The organism is Bordetella sp. 15P40C-2 (genome assembly GCF_009763235.1).
Lineage (GTDB): Bacteria > Pseudomonadota > Gammaproteobacteria > Burkholderiales > Burkholderiaceae_B > Bordetella_A.
In genome coordinates this window covers 1-21974 of record NZ_WSJA01000021.1, presented here as the reverse complement: position 1 = coordinate 21974, position 21974 = coordinate 1, and the positions used below count along the sequence as shown (strand labels likewise).

Sequence of the window (21974 nt, the reverse complement as noted above, 5' to 3'; positions counted from 1 at the left end):
AGCTGAACCGAAGGGGCCACCCTAGCGCTTGAGCTTGGCAAAGGCTTCGGCCATCGCGTTGTTGCGCAGATCATTGCGGCCCGCGTCGTTTTGCGGCCGACGGCTGCCGCCCGCGCCACGCGCCGCACCGGTGCCACGCGCCGGCGCATCCGAGGCGCTGCGACGCGCGGGCTGCGCCGTGTCGTTCAAGCGCATGGTCAGCGCCACGCGTTTACGCGCCACATCGACTTCCAGCACTTTGACCGTCACGGTCTGGCCCACTCGCACGACATCGCGCGGGTCCTTGACGAATTTCTCCGCCAGCGCCGAGATATGCACCAAGCCGTCCTGGTGCACGCCGATGTCCACGAACGCGCCGAAGTTGGCAACGTTGGTGACCACGCCCTCGAGCACCATGCCGGGATACAAGTCGTTGAGCGTTTCCACGCCTTCTTTGAACTGCGCCGTCTTGAACTCCGGGCGCGGGTCGCGGCCCGGCTTTTCGAGTTCGCTGAAAATATCGCGCACCGTGGGCAAGCCGAAGCGCTCGTCGGTGAATTCCGAGGGCGAGACGCCTTTCAAGGCCTCGCGTTGGCCGATGATCTGGCGCACATCGGCTTTGATCTTGGCGAGAATGCGTTCGACGACGGGATAGGCCTCCGGGTGGACAGCGGATGCGTCCAAGGGGTTGTCACCGTTCGGAATACGCAAAAAGCCGGCTGCCTGCTCGAACGCTTTCTCGCCAAAACGCGGCACTTTACGCAAATCGTCGCGCGTGGGGAAAGCGCCGTTGGCATCGCGCCAAGACACGATGTTTTTGGCCAGCAGCGAGTTCAGACCGGATACGCGCGCGAGCAGCGCGGCAGAGGCAGTATTCACATCCACGCCGACTGCGTTCACGCAGTCCTCGACCACGGCATCGAGCGAGCGGGCCAACTCGCGCTGGTTCACGTCGTGCTGATATTGACCGACACCAATGGCTTTGGGATCGATCTTGACCAGTTCGGCCAGGGGGTCTTGCAAGCGGCGCGCGATCGATACTGCACCACGCAACGTGACGTCCAGATCGGGGAATTCCTGAGCGGCCAGTTCCGATGCGGAATACACCGATGCGCCGGCCTCGGAAACCACGACACGCGTGAGCTTCAGATCCGGGTATTGGGCCATCATGTCGCCCACCAGTTTCTCGCTTTCGCGCGAGGCCGTGCCGTTGCCGATGGCGATCAGTTCGACGCCATGACGCGCCGACAGCGCAGCCAGCGTGGCGATGGTGCCCTCGCGGTCACGGCGTGGCTCAAAGGGGTACACCGTGGCGGTATCGACGACTTTGCCGGTGCGGTCGATGACCGCGACCTTGCAGCCCGTGCGGATGCCGGGGTCCAGACCTAGCACCACCTTCGGGCCTGCGGGCGCGGCCAGCAGCAGATCTTTCAGGTTGGCGGCAAAAACGCGGATGGCTTCCGCTTCGCCTTCTTCGCGCAGGCGACCGAACAATTCGCTTTCGAACGCGGTCAACAGTTTGACGCGCCAGGTCCAGCGGCAGACTTCACCCAGCCAGCGTGCGCGCGGCGATGCGTCCAGCGCGAACAGATCGTTGCCGAGTTTCAGGAACTGCGCGATGCGCGCCACGCAAGGATGCGGCGTTTGCGCTTCGAGTTCGGCCTCCAGGCCAAGGCGCAGCTCCAGCACACCTTGCTGGCGGCCGCGCATCAGGGCCAGAATCCGGTGCGAAGGCAGCGTGCGCAGCGGCTCGTTGAAATCAAACCAGTCGCGGAAATTCGCGCCTTCGGCTTCTTTGCCCTCCGCGACCTTGGCGTACAGCAGTCCTGTGGACCACAGGTGATCGCGCAGATTGGAGAGCAGGTCGGCGTTCTCGGCGAAGCGCTCGGCCAGAATGTCCCGGGCGCCATCCAGGGCGGCCTTGGCGTCGTTGATGGACGCTTCCGGGTTCAGATACTGGGTAGCCAAGGTGGCGGGATCGCAGCTGGCGTCAGCCAGGATCGCGTCGGCCAGCGGCTCCAGGCCCGCTTCGCGAGCGATCTGAGCGCGCGTGCGGCGCTTGGGCTTATAAGGTGCGTACAAGTCTTCCAAGCGCTGCTTGGTATCCGCGCTGGCAATTTCCTGTTGCAATTCAGGGGTCAATTTGCCCTGTTGCGCGATGGATTCCAGAATCGCGCCGCGGCGTTCTTCGAGCTCGCGCAGGTAACCGAGGCGGACCTCGAGGTTACGCAACACGGTGTCGTCGAGGCCGCCGGTGGCTTCTTTACGATAGCGCGCGATAAACGGCACGGTTGCGCCATCGTCCAGCAGTTCAACGGCAGCGGCGACTTGGGAGGGGCGGCACGCCAGCTCGGTGGCAAGCTGGGCGACGATACGGGCTTGGTCAACGCTGGGCGCAGTGCTCGTGGTGGCGGAAGTTTCAGGCATCTCGATACGGCTGCAAAGGGAAATCAAGGCCCGGATTTTGCCATAAGGTGATCATCGGCCGCTTTGAGCGTGATCATTTCGCGCACGAAGGAGAAGACGGCTCGGAGTATTATTGAGCCTCTTTTGCGGGCGTGTCTGGCGCATTTCGACCCCCCGCGATTCCTTCGCCCCGCCTTGATCGCACCCCACGGATATCGGGTGCTGCGGGCAGGGCCAAAGCCGCTTTAGGACTTGCCGCCGATGTCCCGTTCCGACGGTGAGCGGACCGGGGCAGCGAGCCCCCCTCACGTTGACGCTTTTGATGTTAGATCTGGAAATTTCCCAATTTTTTGCCGAAGACGGTCCGTTGGCCACGGCGCTGCCGGGGTATTCGCCACGGCCGGCCCAGATCGAGCTGTCGCAAGCGATTGGCGAAGCCATCCAGGATCGCGCGACGCTGGTGGCCGAGGCGGGCACGGGTATCGGTAAAACCTGGGCGTATCTGGTCCCGGCGATGGTGGCGGGCGGCAAAGTCGTCATTTCCACGGGAACCCGGACCCTGCAGGATCAGCTGTTTTCGCGCGATCTGCCGCGCGTGCGGGCCGCCTTGGGGGTGCCGGTGATCGCCGCGTTGCTAAAGGGACGGAACAATTACATCTGCCATTACCACCTGGAGCGGTTGCAAGGCGATGAGCGCGCGTTGAAATCGCGCGCCGAGATTGCGCAACTGCGTCAGATCCAGGTCTTTGCCGGCGTGTCCAAGACCGGCGACCGTTCCGACCTGGGCAATATTCCCGAAGACGCGGATATCTGGCAGCGTGTGACCTCCACCCGGGAAAACTGTCTGGGACAGGAGTGCCCGCGCATCCGCGACTGTTTCGTGGTCAAAGCCCGGCGCCAGGCGCAGGAAGCCGACATTGTGGTCGTGAATCACGCGCTGTTCATGGCGGATCTTGTGTTGCGCGAAGAGGGGGTCACCGATCTGCTACCCGAGGCCGACACGGTGATTTTCGACGAGGCGCATCAGTTGCCGGATACCGCCACGCGGTTCCTGGGTAGCAGCGTGTCGACACACCAACTGCTGGATTTCGCCAAAGCCATGGAGGCCGCAGGGCTTGCCTATGCGCGCGAGGCGGCCAAGTGGGCCGATGTCAGCCGGCATGTCGAGACGGCCGCGCGAGAATTGCGTTTGACTTGCGCGCCGCTGGACCGGATGCCGGGGCGCAAAGCGACGTTCGAGGCCTTTCCCGACCCCGAGCCCTTCGATGCGGCCCTGGCGGCATTGCGCGAGGCGGTCGAGGCGGCCACGCGTGCGCTGGCGGGCGTCGCGGAAAAGCACCCGGATCTGGCTGCGGTGGCGCGTAGTGGCGCCGATATTGCGTTGCGTCTGGCTCGCTGGGCCACGCCCGCCCGAGAAGGGGCGGCTGGCGGGCAAACTGACGAGGAACTGGCTGTCGAAGGCTGGGGTAAGGATATGCAGGCGATCGTCGAGGTCGCGGCAAAATTGCCGCCGACCGTCGATGTGAAATCAGACGATTCTGCGGTCGAAGAGGGCGTTGGGGCGAGAGCTGGTGCCGATGCGGGTGCTCGGGCCGCCTCTGACACCGACGCTCCAGATGGCGCAAACGACAGCGTGGCGACGGCGCAGGCTTTGTTGCAGGGCGCGGCCTCGGCCTCGCTGTTTTCCGGCCCGGCGGTACGCTGGGTAGAACTGGGCCAGCATCATGTCCGCCTGCACTCGGCACCGCTATCCGTGGCGCGGGCGTTTTCCAAGTTCCGCAAACCGGGACAGGCCTGGATATTGACCTCGGCCACGCTCGCGGTGCAGGCGGATTTCAGTCATTTCACCCGCCAGCTGGGTCTGCGCGATGCGCGCACCGGGCGCTGGGAGTCGCCATTCGATTACACCCGGCAGGGGCTGCTGTTTGTGCCGCGCGGCCTGCCGGAGCCGCAGTCGCCGCAGTTCCTGGAGCGCTTCGTCGACACATTGTTGCCACTATTGGAAGCCAGCCCGGGCGGCACGCTGGTGCTCTGCACCACGCTGCGCGCGGTTGACCGGGTGGCGACGTTGTTGGCGGAGGCTTTTGAAGACCTGGGCCATGAATGGCCGTTGCTCAAACAGGGTGAAGCGACGCGGCGAGACCTGCTGGAACGTTTTTGCAAGCTGGACCATCCCGTGCTGGTCGGCAGCGCGAGTTTCTGGGAAGGCATTGATTTGCCCGGTGATGTCCTGACGCTTGTCGCGATCGACAAACTGCCGTTTGCACCGCCGGATGACCCGGTGGTCGAGGCGCGATTGCGTTCGTGCCGTGAGCGTGGGGGTAACCCTTTCGCCGAATATCAGTTGCCTGAAGCCGCGATTGCACTAAAGCAGGGCGCGGGTCGTTTGATCCGTACCGAGGACGACTGGGGAGTGCTGATGGTGGGCGACGGCCGCTTGGTGGAAAAGCCTTATGGCAAGCGTCTGTGGCGCGGGCTGCCGCCGTTTTCTCGCACGCGCGAGATCGATGAGGTGCTGGCCTTCTATGGTCGCCGCGAACGCGGGGAAGTCTGACCGTCCCCGCGCCTGCTGTCTGTAAACCGCGCGCACCCGCACTGTGTGCGCGCCGCGGATCAGACGATTACTTCCACGAGAACGGATTCCACCAGCTCTTGTCGGCGAGCAGCTGTTTCTCGTCCATCGTGCTGTCGGGGAAGTTGGCTTTGAGCACGCGTCGGGCGTCGTCGCGCAGTTCGGTCAGGCCGAGCTTGTCGTAGGACAATCCCATGATAACCAGGGCCTCTTCCGAGGCCGGGGCGCCTTCGAAATCGGTAATGACAGTTTGCGCCCGGTTAGCCGCCGCGACGTATGCACCGCGCTCGTAGTAATAACGTGCGACATGCACCTCGTTCATGGCGATTGCATTGACCAGCCATGTCAGACGCTTTTGCGCGTCCGGCGTATATTTGCTGTCCGGAAAGCGCGTGACCAGCTCGTTGAACGCATCGTAGGACGCGCGCAGGCCCTTGGGATCGCGCTCGGCGGGATCCTGGCCAGTCAGGTTGCTCATGAAAGCGCTGGCCGGGGTGAAATTAATCAACCCCTTCAGGTAGAGCATGTAGTCCGTACCCGGGTGGTTCGGATACATCTGCTGAAAACGATCAATGGCGGCAAGGGCCTGCTCGTTTTCGCCGTCTTTCCAGTTGACGTAGGCGAGGTCGATGAGGGCCTGCTGCGCATACACGCCGAACGGATAGCGGCTTTCGATCGCTGTCAGGCGATCGCGCGCTTCGTTCCAGCCGCCGGAGTCCATTTCCATCTTGGCGTCGGCGTAGAGCTGTTCGGCGCTCCAGCCGGCGGTTTTATCGTATTTGGTATCCGTGCCGCTGCAGCCGGCGACAGTCAAAGCGACAGACAGCGCGATGGCCGCGCGCAGGAGCGAGCCGCGATTCGAGCGGTTCGAGAGAGCAGCAGAGCGGAAAATCACGAGATTCGATTCCTTGGTGTTAGGATGGCACGCTGAATTATATGATCTTGCTTCATGTCCCATACAGACGCCCCAGCCGTTGATAGCGCCGGCTTCGCAGCCGATGACGAACCTCAGTGTATTACCGTGCCGCCCGGTACGCGAGCGGATCGCTTGGATAAAATCCTGGCGACCCTCCTGGACGGCCATTCCCGCAGCCGCTTGCAGGGATGGATCGAAGCGGGGTGGGTGCATGTCAACGGCGCGCCCGCCAAGGTCCGCCAGATCGTGGGCGCGGGAGACGAGCTGACCGTCTGGGAACAGCCGGCGCCGGAAAGTCTGGCATTCACCCCCGAGCCGGTGGCCTTCGACGTGGTGGACGAAAGCGCCGATTGGATCGTGGTGAACAAGCCCGCGGGGCTGGTGACGCATCCCGGCGCGGGGAACTGGCATGGCACCTTGCTCAATGGATTGCTGCACCGCTACCCGGAGCTCGCGCGTGTCGCCCGTGCAGGCATTGTGCATCGCCTGGATAAAGACACGTCCGGGCTGATGGTCGTGGCTCGTAATGAGCTTGCGCAAACTCACCTCGTCCGGCAGTTGCAGGCGCGCAGCATGGGTCGCGAATATATCGCGCTGGTGCATGGCTGGCTGGCCGCATCGGGCAAGGTGGATCGGCCTATCGGCCGCGACGCGCGGGTGCCCGTACGCATGAGCGTCGAAAGACCCATCGCGCCTAAACCGGCGGTCACGCACTATTTCCCCCATCGTCGTGGTAGTGCCCCGGAAGGCGGGCCGGTCACGGAAGTCGTCTGCCGTCTGGAAACGGGGCGGACGCACCAGATCCGGGTGCATATGGCCAGCCTTGGGCATCCATTATTAGCGGACACCATCTATGGTGGACGAGAGGTGGCGCAAGCCTCCCGACAAATGCTGCACGCGCGCGCGCTCCATTTCGATGACCCAGGCGGGCGGGGCGAGATCCGTCTTCAGGCCCATCCGCCGGCCGATATGTGCCACACCCAGGAGGCGATTCAATGGAACACGTGATTCATGGCTTGCCCGTCGTCACGGGGCCCCATTGGCCGGGTGTGCATTATTTTTGTACGACTCGCCAAGGCGGGGTGGGCGAGGCTCCCCACGATACCTTGAATCTGGGACTGCGGGCGGATGACCGGCCCGAGGTGGTGCGAGAAAACCGACGCCGCGTGCGCGCTGCCGTGCCGTCGGAACCGCTATGGCTGAGGCAGGTGCACGGCGCGGACGTTGTGGATGCCGATGTGTTGGCTGGCATCCCGCTGCCAGAACCCGCCGCCGACGCCAGCGTGACGGCTGCGCGTCGACGAGTACTGGCCATCATGGTCGCCGATTGCCTGCCTGTGTTCATCACGGATCTGGATGGAAAGGTCGTCGGCGCGGCCCATGCGGGCTGGCGCGGACTCGCCGCCGGTGTGTTGGAAAACACACTGGACCGCCTGCGCGCCAAGCATCCCGGCGCGCGCGGCTGGCGCGCTTGGGTCGGACCGGGCATAGGACCTGAACATTTCGAGGTGGGCGACGATGTGCGCGATGCCTTCGCCCCGCTAGGCGCAGAGGCATTGCCCCATTTCAAGCCACGTCCCGCTCATCCTGGTAAATGGTTGGCGGATCTACCCGCATTGGCACTGCTGCGCCTGCAGCGTGCCGGAGTCGAGGACGTGCATGCTTGCGGGCTGTGTACCGTCAGTGACGCGGAACGGTTCTTTTCGTATCGTCGCGATGGGATCACCGGGCGGATGGCGCTCTTGGCGTGGCGGGAATGATTGGATGGGTCCATCTCATCTGCTTGATTGCAAATCAGACGAAAGGCCAGGTCGTCTGCGGGCCGGGCAGGGAGGATGCGGGCGGCTCGCGGGACTCACTCTGGGCTTTGCCGATGGTGGCAAAGGTCCTTGTATACCCGCATTGACAGTCCACGGTGTGCGATGCAACATCGGTGCGCATATACAGTGATTAATCGCGCGGGATCTCCGACGGTGGTACCCGTTCTTGACCATAACAAGGTGTTGAAGTGAACGCCCCAAATTCCCCTGCCTGGCCCGTCCCGGTGACGATCGCGCCGGACGCGTTGGCAGATATCCAGGCCGATTTCTCGCGCGAATGGCTGAGAATCTGCGAGGAGGCATGTCGCGGTGCGCTCACGCCGCCGGCTGACCGACGTTTTCGTGGCCCGGCTTGGGTGGCGAGCAGTCAGCATCTGTTGATGGCGCATGCCTATTTGTTGTCGGCGCGCGCCTTGAGCCGCATGGTCGACGCCGCCCAGGTGGGCGAGCCGCTGCGGCAAAGGCTGCGCTTTTCGATCATGCAATGGGTGGATGCGCTGTCGCCGGCCAACTTTCTGGCTTTCAACCCGGATGCGCAACAAACCATCATCGAGACGGGCGGACGAGCACTGGCCGATGGCTTGGCGAATCTGGCGCGCGACCTCGCGCGCGGGCGTCTGACTCAAAACGACGACGAGAAATTCGAAATTGGCGTCAATGTGGCGACGACGGCCGGGCAAGTGGTGTTCGAAAATGCGCTGTTTCAGCTCATTCAGTACAGCCCCGAGACGGACAAGGTGTATCAGCGGCCTCTGGTGATTGTGCCGCCGAATATCAACAAGTTCTACATCCTGGACCTGCAACCCGAGAACTCGTTTGTCCGCTATGCCGTGCAGCAAGGCCACACCGTGTTCATGGTGTCCTGGCGTAATCCGCTGCCCTCGGACGACGATGGCATTGACGAGGCGACCTGGGCGCAATATGTCGACGATGCGGTGCTCAAGGCGCTGCAGATCGCCAGCGATATCACCGGGCAGGATCAAGTCAACGCGCTGGGCTTTTGCGTGGGCGGTACCATGCTGGCTTCGGCGCTGGCGGTGGCCAAGGCGCGCGGGCAGCGCCCCGTGGCGTCGCTCACTTTATTGACCACGCTGTTGGACTTCGAGGATACCGGCGTATTGCAGGTGTTCGTGGACGAGGCACAGGTCGCGTTGCGCGAGCAGCAAATCGGGCGGCGCGGGCTGATGCCTGGGCGCGATCTGGCGACGACGTTCTCCTTTTTGCGGCCTAATGAGCTGGTGTGGAATTATGTGGTTGGCAATTATCTGAAAGGGCAGACGCCGCCGGCGTTCGATCTGTTGTTCTGGAACGGCGACGGGACGAATTTGCCGGGGCCGTTTTTTACCTGGTATTTCCGCAATGCCTACCTGGAAAACAAACTTAAGACTCCCGGGGGTACCCATGTGGGAGATTGCGCCCTGGACCTGACGCGTCTGACTTTGCCTGCTTACATCTATGGTTCGCGCGAAGACCATATCGTGCCGTGGCAATCGGCCTATGCTTCTACGCAGGTGTTGCGTGGACCGCAGCGGTTTGTGCTGGGGGCGTCGGGTCATATCGCGGGCGTGATCAACCCGCCCTCGTCGGGCAAGCGCAGTTATTGGGTGAGCGAGCAGGAAACTTTGCCTGCCGACCCCGAGGCGTGGCTCGCTCAAACCGAGCAGCATGCGGGCAGCTGGTGGCCCGATTGGGCTCAGTGGCTTGCAGGCCATGCCGGTGCGAAACGTAAAGCGCGCAGCGTGCTGGGCAATGCTCGCTACGCGCCCATCGAGCCCGCGCCAGGCCGCTATGTGAAAGTCAGGGCGATGTGAGTCGCAGAAAGCACGTTATTGAGGCGCCGTGGGGCGCAGGAGAAAGATCATGAACGGGAAATTGGCATACGTCACCGGTGGCATGGGCGGTATCGGAACGGCGATCTGCCGTCGCCTGGCAAAAGACGGGTTCCGCGTGGTGGCCGGTTGCGGCCCCAGCCGTAACTATCAGCAGTGGATCGACGAGCAGGCCGCGCAGGGGTATAGCTTTCACGCGTCGGTCGGTAATGTGTCCGATTGGGATTCCACCGTCGAAGCCTTCAACCGCGTCAAGGAAGAGTTCGGTCCCGTTGATGTGCTGGTCAATAACGCCGGTATCACGCGCGACGGCCTTTTCCGCAAGATGACCGCCGACGATTGGCGCGCTGTGATCGACACGAACTTGAACAGCCTGTTTAACGTGACCAAACAGGTGATCGACGGCATGGTGGAACGCCAGTGGGGGCGCATTATCAACATCAGTTCGGTCAACGGTCAAAAAGGGCAGTTCGGCCAGACCAACTATTCGACCGCCAAGGCCGGTATTCATGGCTTCACCATGGCCCTGGCGCAGGAAGTCGCCAGTCGCGGCGTGACGGTCAACACGGTGTCGCCTGGCTATATCGGCACGGATATGGTGCGCGCGATTCGCCCGGATATGCTGGAAAAAATCGTGGCGACAATTCCTGTGCGGCGTTTGGGCACTCCGGAAGAGATCGCTTCGATCACTGCATGGTTGGCCTCTGATGAATCCGGATTCTCTACCGGCGCGGATTTCTCGCTCAACGGCGGCCTGCACATGGGCTGATGCGGGACCCATCGTTCGAATGCGGCCCTTTTTACGGCTTACACTAGCATTACTTTAAAGTTAAAGAGATCTCCCGATCTCGGGGACAACCATGACGCAAGCTCAAACTGGCGCCGGGCAGCGCCTGATTAAAAAGTACCCCAACCGCCGTTTGTACGACACACAAACGAGCACCTACATTACGCTGGCCGATGTCAAACAACTGGTGTTGGCCAACGAGACGTTCCAGGTGGTGGATGCCAAGAGCGGCGAGGACCTGACGCGCAGCATTCTGCTGCAAATCATTCTGGAAGAGGAAAGCGGCGGCATGCCGATGTTTTCCTCCAATATGCTGTCGCAGATCATCCGTTTCTATGGCCATGCCATGCAGGGCATCATGGGCTCGTATCTGGAGAAGAACATCCAGGCCTTCATGGAGATCCAGCAGCGTATGGCAGAGCAGTCCAAGGGGCTTTACGGTAGCCAATTCGGCCCCGAAGCCTGGGCGCAGTTCATGAATGTGCAGACACCCATGCTGCAAAACATGATGAACAGCTACATCGACCAAAGCAAAAATCTGTTCGTGCAAATGCAGGATCAGATGCAGGATCAGACGCGCGCGATGTTTTCGACGTTCCCCTTTGGCGGGAATCCGAACAACGGCGGACGCAAGTAAACTTCAAAAGTAAATCGGGCCGCGGAATCTGGTGGATTCCGCGGCCCGATTTTTTCACCACGACGAAATGACGTTTTAATAGCCGTTATTTTTTATCGGCCTTCGAAGCGTCAACCTTGATGTCGTTCTTGACCTGCTTCACACCCTCGACGTCGCGCGCCACGCGGCCCGCTTGTTCAACCTCGGCCGCGGTGCCAACGGTCCCGGTGAGGGTGACAACACCGTCGTTGGTTTCGACCGCGATATCCAATGCGCTCAGCGCGGAGTCAGCGACAAACGCCCCTTTCACCTTGGTGGTGACCATCGCGTCGGATGCGAATTCGCCCGCGGATTGTTTTTGGGTATCACCGTTGGCCGCATAGGCTGCGGTACCCAAAGAGCCGAGCAAGGTGCCCGTACTGATAGCGGCGGCGATAAGCAGTTTTTTTGTTTTCATTGCGGTTCTCCTTTCCTAGCAAACAAAATGGCCTGAAGCGGTCGTTACAGCTGGCTATGCCGCAGACCCACGGCTATTTTTTCCTTAGTACCCCACTGAGGATGGACAGCACAGCCAAGATCAAGAACACGAAGAACAGGATTTTTGCGATGCCCGCGGCACCGGCCGCGATCCCGCCGAAGCCAAGGACGGCCGCCACGATCGCGATAACAAAGAACACTACGGCGTAGTAAAGCATTGGGATTCTCCTTGGGATGCGACGTTATTGATTGGAATCAAAGAAGGCGCGCACTTCTTTTTCGGCTTCGTCTTTGCTCTTGCCATAGCGCTCCTGAATCAGACCGCTTAGGCGTTCTGCATTACCCTCGACGCGCGTGAGTTCGTCGTCTGTCAGCTCGCCCCATGCAGCTTTGGCCTTACCCGTCAGCTGTTTCCACTTGCCTGCAACGATGTCGTTGTTCATGGTGGTACTCCTGTTTGTGATGAGCGTGCTACTAACGTACGAGTGCCCATTCTGGGTGTCAAACCTACGCTGTAGGGAAATGTAAATCGCCCAGATCGGTGTTTTCGTGTTTTCCGACGGGACAAACGCATTTTTCCCCGGGTGGCGTTGTTACCGTTGAGAAATGATTTGAGCGCGTTTGAGCGAGAGCAGTAACCAAGAACATCACGGCAGGCGGCGCGGACCGTGGCAGGCACCCGACACTGATTGTGTTGTGGTCGGCAAAATAGACGACCTTGGCTAAAATGCGCGTGGGCTATTTTGAGCGCGACGACGCTCAAGGGCATTGCAGACGATATGCAGTGCTCGTCTGTCGGTCCTTCTGTCTACGGTGCGCGTGCCTGCGGCGTCTTTATCGCAACGATGCCCGGAGCTTCTAAACAATCAATTTGCTCCGGTGTACGACGACGATTCTGACTTCATGGAGTGCCTACAGGTATCGCCATGAATGATTTGCTCGAGCGTATCTCGCAGTCCATCTCCCAGGCGCGTTCTCTGGAAGGATTGACACGGCCGCTGTTGGAGATGCTGCAGGAGATCACCGGGTTTGAATCCACCTATCTGACAGCCATTAATCTGGCAGCGGGCACACAGCAGGTTGTGTACGCACACAATACCAGCACCATCGAAATCCCAGAAGGGCTCAGCGTGCCGTGGGGCGACACGCTATGCAAACGGGCGCTCGATGAGGGCACGATGGCCACGGCCGATGTCGCGACACGGTGGGCCGATTCCGAGGCCGCCGCGGCGTTGGGGATTCACAGCTATATCAGCGTGCCCGTCTATGCGGGCGAGGGCGTGTTGTATGGCACCCTGTGCGCGGCTAGCTCGGACAGTTCCGTGCCTGACAGTCGCAGCCTGCGCGTATTGAGCCTGTTTGCGACCCTGATCGGCGCCGAAGCACAGCGAAATAAATTGCTGACCCAGCTGCTAGAGGCCAATGCGTTACTGGCAAGCATTGCCGCCAGGGACGGACTGACGGGGTTGCATAACCGGCGCTCGCTGATCGATACCCTGCAGCACGAACTGGAAGTGGGAAAGCGACAGGGCACTGCCGTGTTTGTCGGCTTTTTGGACCTGGACGGCTTCAAGCGCATTAACGACACGCACGGCCATACCGTTGGCGACCGGTTTCTGGTGGCGATGGCCAATAACATCCGCCAGACGATGCGCGCTCAGGACGTCGTCGCTCGTTATGGTGGCGACGAGCTCGTCGTCTTCGGACCCGGCCCGACGCCGGGACCGGATTTGCAGACAGCGTTGCAGGCGTTCACTCAGCGGCTGGCTGATTGCACGGTGGGGAGCTTCGACTGCGCGGGCATGGTGATCCATTACGGTGGCGCCAGTGTCGGCGCGATTGCGGTACTGCCCGATACGCTGGATGCACTGACCGCGCTTGAGCAGGCGGATCAGGCGATGTACCGCGTCAAGCTCGTGCGCCGCAATCAGCGTCATCCCAAAGAACGTTGATTCCCAAAGTGATAAATTAGTGAGCCGCCGGACGGTCCCTGCCCGGCGGTTTTTTCATGGATCGATGGTGGTATGACCCAAGCTGTGCTTTCCCCTGAAACCTCGAGTGCGCGCACACAGGCGCTGGCTGCCTTGGCCGCGCGCGACTGGCACGATAAGATCGCCGCGCTGCGCCAGATCGATGACCGGGCGAGCTTGTGTGTCGATGAGGTGCTGGCCGAACCGGCTGGCTTGCCCGGGCGTCCCGCCGCGCCAGAGCTGGTGCCCCCTCCGCAGGTCAAGCAGCGTTCGGTACAAACCGTGCAAGGCCGAGCGGTGTTGGTGCATGCGCTGGCGCATATCGAGTTCAACGCCATCAATCTGGCCTTGGATGCGGTGTGGCGTTTTCCCAGTATGCCCGAGGCGTTTTATCGCGACTGGATGCGGGTCGCGCGCGAAGAAGCCTATCACTTCGAATTGCTGAACGAGCATTTAGCGACCTTGGGTCACACCTACGGCGATTTTCCCGCCCATAATGGCTTGTGGGAAATGGCGGAAAAAACGCGTGGGGATTTGTTGGCGCGTCTGGCGCTGGTGCCACGCACCCTGGAAGCGCGTGGCCTGGATGCCTCGCCGCTGATCCGCGACAAACTCAAGAGCGCGGGCGACAAAGCTGGCGCGGCGATCCTGGACATCATCCTGCGCGATGAAATCGGCCACGTGGCGATCGGCAATCACTGGTACCGCTATCTGTGCGCGCAGCAGGGTCTGGAACCCGTCGCCTGCTATGCACAATTAGCCGAGCGCTATCACGCACCGAGGTTGCGAGGCCCCTTTAATTTGGAGGCACGGCGCCAGGCGGGCTTCGATGAGGTCGAGCTGGCGGCGTTGCAGCAGCAGTCAGCCTGATGAATAAAACGGCTGCCGGATCGGTGCGCCGCACGCATATTCGCCATGGACACACTTCGATCCCTGACCATTTCTTCCCGAGCAGGTGTCGAATAGAATGGTCTGCATGAAACTTCACTCCACCTCGACCCTGGTTGCGCTTGCCTTATGTGCGAGCGCGGTTTCGACAACGTCTTTGGCTCAAACGGCTAGCCCTACGGGCAGCACGGTCTCCGGGACTTCCCCGTCGGCCACGAGCGCGCCCGTCAAGAGCGGCGTATCAGCCACGCCAGCCTCTGGTAGCGCGGCCTCCAGTAACGCTGAATTCGCGCAATGCCTGGCCCGCCTGCGGCCGTTGGCAATCAAGGAGGGCGTCTCCGCCGCGACGTTCGACACCTATACCCAGGACCTCCAGCCGGATCTGACGATTTTGCCGCTGCTCGACGCACAGCCCGAATTCAAGACGCCGATCTGGGACTATCTGGCTTCCCTGGTCGATGACGAGCGAGTCGCCGACGGTCAGCGCGCGATGCAAGATTGGCAGGCCGAACTCAAACGCGCCGAGACAGAGTTCGGCGTGGATCCCTACACGGTGACCGCAGTCTGGGGGGTGGAGAGTAATTTCGGCCGCATTCTGGGCGGCCGGCCTTTGCTGCGATCACTATCAACCCTATCGTGCATGGGGCGCCGCCAAAGCTATTTCCGCGGCGAATTCTTCGCGACGCTGAAGATCATCCAGCAGGAACACGTGGGCGTCGAACGCCTGAACGGCTCCTGGGCGGGCGCCTTCGGTCAAACGCAGTTCATGCCTTCGACGTATCTGCGGCTGGCCGTGGATTTCGATGGGGACGGGCGCCGCGATCTGGTGGACAGCGTGCCCGATGCGCTCGGCTCTACCGCCAACTTCCTGAAACGCGCCGGCTGGAAATCCGACTTGCCCTGGGGTTTCGAAGTTCGTTTGCCTAAGGGCATGGACACCTCTGGCTCCGGGCGTCGCAATAAACAGCCGGTTTCCGCCTGGGCCGCCAAGGGGGTGACGCGGGTGGACGGCAGCGCGTTGCCGGGTGGGGAGATGCAGCTGGGATTGCTGCTGCCCGCCGGCCCCTCGGGCCCTGCATTTCTCGTCACGCGCAACTTTGATGCCCTCTACTCCTACAACGCGGCAGAAAGCTATGCACTCGCCATTGCGCATCTGGCGGATCGGCTGCGTGGCAAGGGCCCATTCGCGACAGCCTGGCCGACCGACGACCCTGGCCTATCGCGCGCGCAACGACGTGAACTGCAAACCCTGTTGAATGCGCGCGGGCTGGATATCGGTCAGCCCGATGGCGTCATTGGTACGCGCACACGCCAGGCCTTGCAATCCGTGCAGCGCGAGGCAGGTCTCACGCCCGATGGTCGCGCGGGCATGAAATCACTGCAATGGCTAAGAGCTAACACGGCGGCACCTGTCGCCGCACCCGCGAACTAGCCCAGGCGCGCCCGCGCAGTCATTACGAGCGTGCGCCAGCCGTATTCGCGGGCTGCCACGAGATCGCCACTGCGACGGTCTCGCTTTGGCCCGGCGCCACGGTCAGCGCGTCGTCCAGCACGCGCGCGGTTTCGATGCACACCATGCGCGGCCACGCATCATCGGCCATGTCGTTGAGCCGTGCTGCCTTGGCCGCGCCGGGATTCCAGACCACGGTTGATGTCGAATTGGTCGCCAGTAGCCGTATGTCGCGCTGCCAGCCGGGATCGCGCAGGGTAATCGGTGCGCTGGTGTTCAGATAAATCCGGTCGGTTTCTTCCGTGAAGGTGATCGCGCCTTGTTGCTGGCGCGGCTCACCCTCGCGCACCATGTCCAGATAATGCAGCCCCGACAGACCGTGGACGCTCACATGCCGGCTATCCGAGACTGCCAGATACGTATGCAAGGCCAGTGTCGTGCTCAACGGCGACGCGCCCAGGTTCTGAACGCTCAACGCGACTTCGATCCGATCGCTGAATCTCAGCCGCAGCGTCAACAGCGCATGTTGGTTCCAGCCAGGCTGATGCCCCGGCGGTGCCGCGTACGTGAAAGCCAAGGTGGCGCAATCTCCATCCGTGTGCTGCTCCGCCAGATCCCAATCGACCTGCCGCACCCATCCATGCGAGGCCGCGCCCGGTGGGGCTGCCACACAGTCGCGCACGAATTGGGGATTACGGTCGTACACCCCGAACCATGGCCAGCAAACCGGTACGCCACCCCGAATCGCGGTATTCGGGGTGTAGCGGGCCTGTTCGGAAAGCCAGATCACCGGCCTCCCGCCAGTCGGCGTGTAGCTGAGCAATTGCGCGCCACGCCGGGTAATGAGCGCGCCGCCAAAGCGGGTCGTGACGCGCCAGGCCGTGAGACCGCCAATGGTGGTGGGTTCGATACGGGGGGTGGTCATATGCCGTCGTTGGTGTAGGGGAGCAGAGGGGACAGCGCGAGCTGTGGTGGCTGCAGATTGTGTCATGGCGGCAGCCGGTACGCCAAGCTTGCCGCAAGGCGCAATCGCCACGCCCGAGCGTTCGGCACGTAACTTGCTGGCCATGGAGATCCAACTCCGTCGAGGCTTATCATGCAAACGCCCACCGAATACGATGCACCGGCGCTGAAGCGCGGTTCCAAGAGTACCTTGCAGCAGCTAAAGGAATTCGACCAGAATCGTCCAGATTTTCCCGGCGAACACTTGATCGTTTTTGGGCTGGGCGCCTTGGCGATGGTCGCGGGCATGCGCAGCCGTACCCCCTTGCGGCGCGGGTTGATGACGGCCGTTGGTACCGCCCTGATCGGCCGGGCCGCAAGCGGTACGGGCGGCATTGCCAAGGTGGCGCGGGTGATGCGACGGTTCGGCTGACACCGCCGCTACTGGGGGCCCCGCGCTTCGTAAAAAGCCCAGGTCTCACGCCATAGATCATCAAAAAAACCACTTTGCGCCGGGAGCCAGACCACGATGCAGGTCAAACCTTTTTTCGGCTTGATCAAGCAGGCCGTCAATAGCTGGCTCGACGATTACGCGCCCAGTATGGGGGCCGCCATTGCCTTCTATACTGTGTTTTCGCTCGCGCCTCTGGTGATTATCGTCATTGGCATTGCCGGTTTTTTTTGGGGCGAAGAAGCCGTACAAGGACAGCTCTTTGCGCAGGTCAGTTCCATGGTCGGTGTTGAAGGCGCGAAGGCGGTGGAGGGTGTGGTCCAGGGAGCGCAGGAGCCATCCCAAGGCATTATCGCCACCATCATCAGTGTAATCATGTTGGGTGTGGGCGCCACTACCGTCTTTTCGGAATTGCAAAGCGCGTTGGACCGGATCTGGAAAGTCGATACCAAGAAGCAGTCCGGTATTTGGGGCTTGATCCGCAGCCGACTGTTGTCATTTGGATTGGTGTTGACCCTGGCGTTTTTATTGTTGGTGTCCTTGGTCATCAGTTCGGTTCTGGCGGCGCTGGGTACCTGGGCGGGCGGTATTTTGCCCGGCTGGGAACTGCTACTGCAGGTTGTGAATCTGGTCTTCACTTTGGGCATACTCACCCTGCTGTTTGCGATGATTTACCGCTTCATGCCGCAGGCGCCTGTCGCTTGGCGCGATGTGCGCACGGGCGCATTCGTGACGGCGATTCTTTTTGAGATCGGTAAAGTGCTCATTGGTCTGTATATGGGCAAGGCGTCCGTCGCGTCGTCGTATGCGGCGGCGGGCTCGCTGGTCGTTGTGCTAATTTGGGTGTATTACGCAGCCCAGGTCTTCCTGCTGGGGGCCGAATTTACCCGCGTTTATGCAGAGGCGCATGGCTCTCGCAGGGCCCTCCCCAAACAACCCGAATGAGCGTGTACACGGCTTGGCGTTACTCAGACTCAACGTGCGTAGGAAATTGTCATAATCCTTCCGCTCGATGGCGTCAAAGTGCGTTATTCTCAGTGAATAAGCTGCAAGAGCGCTTTTCCCGATTTACCGGAAATTCGTAGCCATTCACTCAGGCTGACTTCGTGTAGTACTTTGGGTGCTTTGCCAGCCCCCAATGGGCCAGGCAGACGCTGATGCCAGGGATGGTTTGCCGATCCCCGCCTGCTTGCCGTACGAGTCTCGCCTATTCTCTATTAGGTCTTTTATGGTGCCTGATTCGGCTGTTATTCCGGACGCGCTATCCCAATGCGCAAAGGAACCCATACACATTCCTGGCGCGATTCAGCCATTCGGAGTGCTGCTAACCGTAGGCGGCGATGAGCTGACGATTCACAATATCAGTTCAAACGCCGCCACGCTGTGGAACATTCCCATCGCCGATTTGGTCGGCCAACCCTTTACCTCTCTGCTCCAAGCGGACGATATCGATTCCGTCCAACGACTCATACGGTCCGACTTTATTGAAGAGCAGACCGTCCATGTCTCGTTGCAATTACCCGAACTAGGGCAGGGCAGCCCATGGGAGCTGCGTGCCCACTACCATCTGGACACGTTATATCTGGAACTGGAACCCGTAGCGCCGGCACTGACGCCGCTCATGGCTAATCGGTTTCATACAACTATTCGCGATTCCGTGCGTGCGTTGCAAAGCGCCAGCAGTGTTCAGGATCTCTGCGATCGTGCTGCCAGGCAAGTGCGGTCGGCCACGGGATTCGATCGGGTGATGATTTATCGCTTCGACAAGGACTGGCACGGCGTGGTCATTGCGGAGGCGTGCGGCGACAAACTTGAGTCTTATCTTGGACATCATTTTCCTGCTTCGGATATCCCGCCGCAGGCGCGCGCCGTGTTTTTGCAGAACTGGCTACGCATGATCCCGGATGTCGATTATGTGCCATCCCCTGTCGTGCCCGATATACAAAAGCCCGGCTCGGCACAGCCGCTGGATTTGGGCAAGAGCTTGCTCAGAAGCGTGTCGCCCGTGCATTTGGAGTACCTGCGCAACATGGGCGTGCAGGCCTCGCTGACCGTGTCTCTGATCGATGATGGAGAGTTGTGGGGGTTGATCGCTTGTCATCACAGTGAACCCCTCTTGGCCGACGCCGATCAGCGTATCGCCGCGGAGACCATAGGCAGGATTGTGTCGTCGCAGCTACGCACAAAAGAAGACCTCGAAGAACACCAATATCGCCAACGTCTAGAGCAGGCCCGGTTGCAGATAGTGGACCAGCTGAAGTCCGAGCCGGATTTGTCTAGCGGCCTGTCGCAACACATCGATGCCCTGCAGGCATTGACCTCGGACGGACCTGGCTCGGTCGCGGTGTGCTATGGCAACCAATGGACTTGCGCCGGGCCGACGCCGCCCGTCGAGATGTTGGAGCAACTCATCGGCTGGCTGGCCGAAGTGCACCCAACACGTACCGTATTCGAGACGAGCGAATTGTCGGCGCACTTTCCGCCCGCAGGTGATCACAAAGCGCGCGCCAGTGGCCTGCTGGCAATGTCGCTCGGGCGCTCGGGGCGCGATTATGTTTTCTGGTTCCGACCGGAACAGAGCACTACGGTGACCTGGGCGGGTGTGCCCACCAAGGCGGTACGCAAGTCCGGCGATACGTTGACGCTGCATCCGCGGCAGTCTTTCGATTCCTGGAAAGAAGTGGTGGTGGGGAAATCGGCGCCCTGGAAAGCGGTGGAGATCGATGCCGTCGCAGCTTTGCGCAATGACATCATTGCGCTGGCGCTCAAGCAGGAATATCGCAAAGAGCAAGAGGCCCGCTTGCGCGCTGAACGGCTTAGCCGCGAGAAAGACGAGATGGTAATGATGGTCTCGCATGACCTGAAGACCCCGTTGAGCGTCATCTCCTTGAGCTACGAATTCATCAAGCGTTTTCATTCCGGCCAAGAGCCCTCCGTGCAACGCATGATCGAGCGCGGCCTGCGCGCGACGAACCTCATGACCAAGCTCATCACCAACATCCTGGACGTGGCGAAGATCGAAGCCGGCACGATGGATCTGGAGCTCAAGCCCGAAAGCACGCGCTGTCTGATCAGCGAGGCAGTCGAGTCTTGTCATGCGATCGCGGCGGAAAAGGGCGTCAACTTGCAGATTCATGCGCCAGTAGAAGAAAGTCAGGTCATCTGCGAGCGCTACCGGATTTTGCAGGTGCTCAACAATCTGGTGAGCAACGCGGTGAAGTTCACCCCTCGCGGCGGCAGTATCGCGGTCTCCGCGCAGTCTCAGGGCGCCGAGGTATTGTTCCGTGTCGCCGACACGGGCTCTGGCATTCCGGCCGAGAATCTGGAAAGTATTTTCGAACGGTATTGGCAGGCCGAAGACGCAAAGAATCATGGCACGGGGCTCGGTCTTTGGATTGCGCGTGGCATTGTCGAACAGCATAATGGCAAGCTTTGGGCGACCAGCGAAGAGGGTGTTGGCAGTACGTTTCACTTCACGCTGATCAATGCTTCCTGTTGTGCCGAGAACACGCCCCTCGAAATGGGTGTGCAAGACAATGACGGTAATGAAAAGCTCCTTGCCTGACATGCTTTCCTCGATGGAGTCTGACTGCGAAGACGCGCCGGTCGCCACGCTATCGCTACGCGATGCGTTGCGCGCGGCCACGCGTGCCGAGCATGACGATATCGAGAATCGCATGAACCTCGCGCGAGAAGACTACACGCGCGAGGAATATGGTCAGTTGCTGCAGCGCTACCATGCCTTCTACGAAGTATTCGAAGCATTTCTCAGCGAGCGTGTGCGGGCATCTTCGCGAGTCGCGGATTTCTATTATCGCGACAGACGAAAGGTGCCGTGGTTAGAGAGCGATCTCCACGCGCTGGGGCTGCCGCGCGGGTCGCTGCGTGACGCTGCTCTGGCAGATGATTTGCGCGAGCAATTCGCCGACGACGCCCGGTTACTGGGGGCCCTTTATGTGGTCGAGGGGTCTATGCTGGGCGGCGCCGTTTTGGCTAAACAGTTCAAGCGACGTTTCGAACTGACGGCGCAGTCGGGGCTGCAGTTCTTTACGGGGTATGGTGCCGACACCAAGGCTCGGTGGATGGATTTGCAGCAGTTGCTGAGTCAATATGATGACGATGCACGCGCCCGCAGCGAAGCCATCGAAGGCGCACGCCGGATGTTCCAGCTTTTTGGGCAGCATCTGACTGCCTCGTGACGGATTCGGTACCTCAGAGGGCACTCTGGAGGCTCCGCACAAGAGGGTCGCTTTCGCGGGGTATTACGGGTACAATGATCTTTACTTGGGGCCGATCCGGATTCGACGTGGGTCGCGAAACAACTCAGGGCATGCCGAGCACCAGTAAGCTCGTAAATCCACTGGAACACTACAAACGCCAACGACGAGCGTTTCGCTCTCGCCGCTTAATCGGTGAGCCGCTGCACTGATCTGTCCTTGGGTCAGGCGGAGGAAGGCAACTTCCTAGGGGGCAACCCCGAACCGCAGCAGCGACATTTACAAGGAATCGGTCTGCGCTGGGGTCACACGGCTCAGATTTAAATTACGTGAATCGCTCTGGTCCGGCCTGTCGGTTGGCTAAGTCCAGAGTTAAAACCAAATAGGCCGACTACGCATGTAGAACTGGTTGCGGAGGGCTTGCGGACGGGGGTTCAATTCCCCCCGGCTCCACCACAATTTTTATTTACCAGGCACTTAGAGATAAGTGCCTGTTTCTTTTTGGGCTTGCATTACTCCGTAAACGAGGTGTGGCCATTCCGATGCCAAAGGCTCTACCCCATAAACGGGGGATGAGCATTCATCAGACCCGGTTAATCACACGGTTCCAACCGCACTGAGCCAAGACTCTCATGCGGTAATTCTCAAAATTTC

19 protein-coding genes and 1 other RNA gene are annotated in these 21974 nt (G+C 60.9%); 14 read left to right on the top strand and 6 right to left on the bottom strand.

Annotation, left to right across the window (positions count from 1 at the left end; translation table 11 throughout):
* Nucleotides 1-21: 21 nt before the first annotated feature.
* On the bottom strand, nucleotides 22-2406 hold the full coding sequence (gene tex, locus GOQ25_RS09750) for an RNA-binding transcriptional accessory protein Tex (protein WP_160350272.1): 2385 nt from the start codon (nucleotides 2404-2406) through the stop codon (nucleotides 22-24).
* 301 nt (nucleotides 2407-2707) lie between these two features.
* Between tex and GOQ25_RS09745 the strand changes: the two genes are divergently transcribed.
* On the top strand, nucleotides 2708-4939 hold the full coding sequence (locus GOQ25_RS09745; protein WP_160350271.1) for an ATP-dependent DNA helicase: 2232 nt from the start codon (nucleotides 2708-2710) through the stop codon (nucleotides 4937-4939).
* 67 nt (nucleotides 4940-5006) lie between these two features.
* Here GOQ25_RS09745 and GOQ25_RS09740 read toward each other — a convergent pair whose 3' ends face one another.
* Entirely contained in the window at nucleotides 5007-5801 is a 795-nt protein-coding gene (locus GOQ25_RS09740) for an outer membrane protein assembly factor BamD (RefSeq protein ID WP_160350398.1), read from the bottom strand.
* A 105-nt stretch (nucleotides 5802-5906) separates the two neighbouring features.
* Here GOQ25_RS09740 and GOQ25_RS09735 point away from each other — a divergent pair, with 105 nt between their 5' ends.
* From GOQ25_RS09735 to phaR, 5 genes are all read left to right on the top strand, one after another.
* Entirely contained in the window at nucleotides 5907-6881 is a 975-nt protein-coding gene (locus GOQ25_RS09735; protein WP_160350270.1) for an RluA family pseudouridine synthase, read from the top strand.
* Nucleotides 6869-7633, top strand: coding sequence for a peptidoglycan editing factor PgeF (gene pgeF, locus GOQ25_RS09730; protein ID WP_160350269.1), 765 nt, complete (start codon nucleotides 6869-6871; stop codon nucleotides 7631-7633). Before GOQ25_RS09735 ends, pgeF begins: the two co-directional genes overlap by 13 nt.
* Nucleotides 7634-7881: 248 nt before the next feature.
* Complete coding sequence (gene phaC, locus GOQ25_RS09725; RefSeq protein ID WP_160350268.1) at nucleotides 7882-9504, top strand: class I poly(R)-hydroxyalkanoic acid synthase; 1623 nt, start codon at nucleotides 7882-7884, stop codon at nucleotides 9502-9504.
* 49 nt (nucleotides 9505-9553) lie between these two features.
* Nucleotides 9554-10291, top strand: coding sequence for an acetoacetyl-CoA reductase (gene phbB, locus GOQ25_RS09720; RefSeq protein ID WP_160350267.1), 738 nt, complete (start codon nucleotides 9554-9556; stop codon nucleotides 10289-10291).
* Between the two features lie 91 nt (nucleotides 10292-10382).
* Nucleotides 10383-10946 carry a polyhydroxyalkanoate synthesis repressor PhaR gene (phaR, locus tag GOQ25_RS09715; protein ID WP_160350266.1) on the top strand — a complete coding sequence of 188 codons (564 nt, stop codon included), beginning with the start codon at nucleotides 10383-10385 and terminating at the stop codon, nucleotides 10944-10946.
* A gap of 85 nt (nucleotides 10947-11031) precedes the next feature.
* On the opposite strand, the gene GOQ25_RS09710 is transcribed toward phaR, so the two are convergent.
* From GOQ25_RS09710 to GOQ25_RS09700, 3 genes are all read right to left on the bottom strand, one after another.
* Nucleotides 11032-11382: a BON domain-containing protein gene (locus GOQ25_RS09710; RefSeq protein ID WP_160350265.1), complete on the bottom strand. Its 351-nt coding sequence runs from the start codon at nucleotides 11380-11382 to the stop codon at nucleotides 11032-11034.
* 73 nt (nucleotides 11383-11455) lie between these two features.
* Nucleotides 11456-11620 carry a DUF1328 domain-containing protein gene (locus tag GOQ25_RS09705; protein WP_160350264.1) on the bottom strand — a complete coding sequence of 55 codons (165 nt, stop codon included), beginning with the start codon at nucleotides 11618-11620 and terminating at the stop codon, nucleotides 11456-11458.
* A gap of 24 nt (nucleotides 11621-11644) precedes the next feature.
* On the bottom strand, nucleotides 11645-11845 hold the full coding sequence (locus tag GOQ25_RS09700) for a CsbD family protein (protein ID WP_160350263.1): 201 nt from the start codon (nucleotides 11843-11845) through the stop codon (nucleotides 11645-11647).
* A 483-nt stretch (nucleotides 11846-12328) separates the two neighbouring features.
* Between GOQ25_RS09700 and GOQ25_RS09695 the strand changes: the two genes are divergently transcribed.
* From GOQ25_RS09695 to GOQ25_RS09685, 3 genes are all read left to right on the top strand, one after another.
* Complete coding sequence (locus tag GOQ25_RS09695; protein WP_160350262.1) at nucleotides 12329-13354, top strand: sensor domain-containing diguanylate cyclase; 1026 nt, start codon at nucleotides 12329-12331, stop codon at nucleotides 13352-13354.
* A 72-nt stretch (nucleotides 13355-13426) separates the two neighbouring features.
* On the top strand, nucleotides 13427-14242 hold the full coding sequence (locus GOQ25_RS09690) for a ferritin-like domain-containing protein (RefSeq protein WP_160350261.1): 816 nt from the start codon (nucleotides 13427-13429) through the stop codon (nucleotides 14240-14242).
* A gap of 106 nt (nucleotides 14243-14348) precedes the next feature.
* Nucleotides 14349-15692: a lytic murein transglycosylase gene (locus GOQ25_RS09685; protein WP_160350260.1), complete on the top strand. Its 1344-nt coding sequence runs from the start codon at nucleotides 14349-14351 to the stop codon at nucleotides 15690-15692.
* A 22-nt stretch (nucleotides 15693-15714) separates the two neighbouring features.
* On the opposite strand, the gene GOQ25_RS09680 is transcribed toward GOQ25_RS09685, so the two are convergent.
* Nucleotides 15715-16779: a D-hexose-6-phosphate mutarotase gene (locus GOQ25_RS09680; RefSeq protein ID WP_202109398.1), complete on the bottom strand. Its 1065-nt coding sequence runs from the start codon at nucleotides 16777-16779 to the stop codon at nucleotides 15715-15717.
* Nucleotides 16780-16806: 27 nt separating this feature from the next.
* Between GOQ25_RS09680 and GOQ25_RS09675 the strand changes: the two genes are divergently transcribed.
* From GOQ25_RS09675 to ssrA, 5 genes are all read left to right on the top strand, one after another.
* Nucleotides 16807-17085 carry a hypothetical protein gene (locus GOQ25_RS09675; protein ID WP_160350259.1) on the top strand — a complete coding sequence of 93 codons (279 nt, stop codon included), beginning with the start codon at nucleotides 16807-16809 and terminating at the stop codon, nucleotides 17083-17085.
* Nucleotides 17086-17181: 96 nt separating this feature from the next.
* Nucleotides 17182-18048, top strand: a complete 867-nt coding sequence (locus GOQ25_RS09670) for a YihY/virulence factor BrkB family protein (RefSeq protein WP_160350258.1) — start codon at nucleotides 17182-17184, stop codon at nucleotides 18046-18048.
* Nucleotides 18049-18241: 193 nt separating this feature from the next.
* Entirely contained in the window at nucleotides 18242-20668 is a 2427-nt protein-coding gene (locus GOQ25_RS09665; RefSeq protein ID WP_370519934.1) for an ATP-binding protein, read from the top strand.
* Nucleotide 20669: 1 nt separating this feature from the next.
* Nucleotides 20670-21302, top strand: coding sequence for a biliverdin-producing heme oxygenase (locus GOQ25_RS09660; RefSeq protein ID WP_236844545.1), 633 nt, complete (start codon nucleotides 20670-20672; stop codon nucleotides 21300-21302).
* A gap of 87 nt (nucleotides 21303-21389) precedes the next feature.
* Nucleotides 21390-21776, top strand: a transfer-messenger RNA (tmRNA) gene (gene ssrA / locus GOQ25_RS09655).
* The last annotated feature ends 198 nt before the right edge of the window (nucleotides 21777-21974 follow it).